This window comes from Bifidobacterium jacchi, assembly GCF_009078285.1.
Taxonomy (GTDB): Bacteria; Actinomycetota; Actinomycetes; order Actinomycetales; family Bifidobacteriaceae; genus Bifidobacterium; species Bifidobacterium jacchi.
In genome coordinates this window covers 1-2501 of record NZ_RQSP01000087.1, presented here as the reverse complement: position 1 = coordinate 2501, position 2501 = coordinate 1, and the positions used below count along the sequence as shown (strand labels likewise).

Genomic DNA, 2501 nt, shown 5'->3' with positions numbered 1-2501 from the left:
CCGCAGGGTGGGCAGCGGGTTTCCCGCGGGGTGGGCGGTATCGGCCGCTGCCTGTCTGCGTTGTTGTGTTGTTGGTTGGCTATTTGGTCATGAGGGCGTGCTGGCTGCGGTAGGAGCGGCCCTCGAATCTGATGAGTCGTCCGTGGTGGACGGTGCGGTCGATGAGGGCCGCGGCCATGTTCTTGTCGCCCAGGACGCGTCCCCATCCGCTGAATTCGATGTTGGTGGTGTAGATGATGCTCCTTGTCTCGTAGCTGTCGCTGATGATCTGGAAGAGGAGGCGGCTGCCTTCCTCGTCGATGGGCAGGTAGCCGAACTCGTCGATGATCAGGAGCCCGGCCTTGCCGATGCCCGCGAGTTCCTTGTCGAGCCGGTTGTCCTGTTGGGCGCGGCGCAGGCGCATGAGCAGGCCGGTCGCGGTGAAGAACCGGACGGGTATGCCCTTGGTGCAGGCGAGTCTGCCGATCGCGATGGCGAGGTGGCTTTTGCCGGTGCCGACGCTCCCGTAGAGCACGAGGTCCTCGCACCGGCTGATGAACTCGAGGCTTTCGAGCTGTTCGCGTCCCCAGTCGGCGGGCATGTTCAGGTTGGTCCAGTCGTAGCCGTCGAGCGTCTTGTCCGCGGGGAATCCGGCCTGTTTGAGGAGGCGGACGCGTCTGGACCGCTCGCGTGAGTCGAGTTCGGCCGTGAACCAGCGTTCGATGAGGTCGAGCTGGGTGGGTGTGGCCTCGGCCAGCGTGTCGGCGAGCACGCCGCGGGTCAGGGGCAGGCTCCGGCTCATCGCGAGGATCCGTTCGCTTTTCTCCTGCGTGGACGCTCTCCTGCGCCTGGTCTCCGGGATCGTGGGATCGGGTCCGGCCGTCATCGTGTCTCCTCCTTGTCATGGCGGGTGCCGGTGATGAACTCGTCGTAGCCGCTCAGGTCTGGTCCGTCGACGGCGCCGGGGTATTCCCAGTCGCCGTCGCGCATGCGCAACGCGATCGGGGTGAGCGTGTCCGCGTGCAGGCCCATGTCCTTGTTGCAGGTGAGGATCTCGTCGCACGCCCGCATCACGGGCTCGAACCCGGCCGCGGCGCACGCGTGGGCGATCGCCTTGAGGCTTTCCCTGAGGGTCTTGTCGTCCATGGAGTCGAGCCATGAGCGGACGTCGTCGGGCACGTCGGGCCGTACCGGGCTTTCGCCCCATGCGCCGGGGCGCGCGGCGAGCATGGGCATCACCAGGGCCGGGTCCTGCAGGACGCGTGGCCCGTCCCCGTAGGGGCGCGGGTATTCGGCCAGGACCGAGCCCGTGTCGGGGTCGACGAGCGTGACGGTGTCCCAGCGGACCGCGGCCTGCACGTGCCGACGGGCCCACGCGCCGCCGGCGAGATAGGATCGGGAATCGATGTCGATACGGCCGTGCTTGTCGGCCTTCCTGGACTCCCAGCGCACCGGGTCGAACACCGTGGACGGCAACGGCGCCAACGCCGCCCTGTCCTCGGCGAACACCTGCGTGACGGGCACGTCCATCAGTCTCGGGCAATACGACGCCGCCGCCAGGGCGTCGCACCGCTCCAGCATGAGACGGCTCAGCTGCTCGTATGATTCCGCTCGCATGGGCGGGACCATGATGTTGCGGCGCAGGAACCCGACCGCGTTCTCCACGCTGCCCTTCTCATGGCCCGAGTACGGGTTGCAGAAGCGCACCTCGAGCCGGTGGTGGGCCACGAACGACTCGAACACGCCCGTGAGCGTGACCTCGCCCTTCGCGTTCCTGTGCCCGGCGCCGGTGGCGTTGTCCATCACGATGACCGGCGGGACGCCGCCCGCATGCGCGAACACGAGCATCAGCCCCGCGCACAGGCACTCCGCGTTCTCGCCCGGCATCGCCACGCAGTACCGCATGTTCGACCACGGGAACGAGACCACCAGGCAATGCGTCTCCGTCTCACGCCCCGCGACGGTGGCCAACGCCACCCCGAAATCGACCTGCATCACGCCCGGAGCCCACGACAGGTCCAGGAACGCGGCCGAGGACTCCCGGTTCGTCTCCCGCCAGCGCTTCACGTACCGCTGCACCACGGAATACGAGCCCTCCCACCCGTGTTCCGAGACCAGCCGGTCGTACACGCGTCTGGCCGTATGCCGCTGCTTGCGCGGCATACGACGATCCGCCTCCAACCAGCCGTCCACCACCGCGGCAAGCCCGTCGATCTTCGACCCGTAGCGCCGATCGTCCGGACGCCTCGGACTCAGATCCTCCATATCCGCGTATTTCGCGACCGTGCCACGATCCACATGCAGCCGCCGCGCTATCTCCGCGCGGGACAACCCCTGCCGGTCGAGTCTCCTGATATCTTGCACAATGGGCATCGGTATCGCCATGTTCCTTTCCTTCCCGAGCACCGGCCGGCGGCAACCGGCCGAAACGAGTAATCAGCACTCGGGAATATACAGGCGGCGGAACCGATGCCTCCCGCATCACCGGGAAACGATGACGACACCGAGGAAAACCATCAGCC

Annotated in this window: 2 protein-coding genes; both read right to left on the bottom strand. The window is 67.2% G+C overall.

Annotated elements, in window-relative coordinates:
- Positions 1-79: 79 nt before the first annotated feature.
- Complete coding sequence (gene istB / locus EHS19_RS10410) at positions 80-865, bottom strand: IS21-like element helper ATPase IstB (RefSeq protein ID WP_151917689.1); 786 nt, start codon at positions 863-865, stop codon at positions 80-82.
- On the bottom strand, positions 862-2364 hold the full coding sequence (gene istA / locus EHS19_RS10405; protein WP_151917690.1) for an IS21 family transposase: 1503 nt from the start codon (positions 2362-2364) through the stop codon (positions 862-864). Before istA ends, istB begins: the two co-directional genes overlap by 4 nt.
- Positions 2365-2501 lie beyond the last annotated feature (137 nt).

Bases quoted from the DNA above. Each gene is read 5' to 3' on its own strand.
- istA (WP_151917690.1), bottom strand. From the start codon at position 2,364: ATGGCGATACCGATGCCCATTGTGCAAGATATCAGGAGACTCGACCGG.
- istB (WP_151917689.1), bottom strand. From the start codon at position 865: ATGACGGCCGGACCCGATCCCACGATCCCGGAGACCAGGCGCAGGAGA.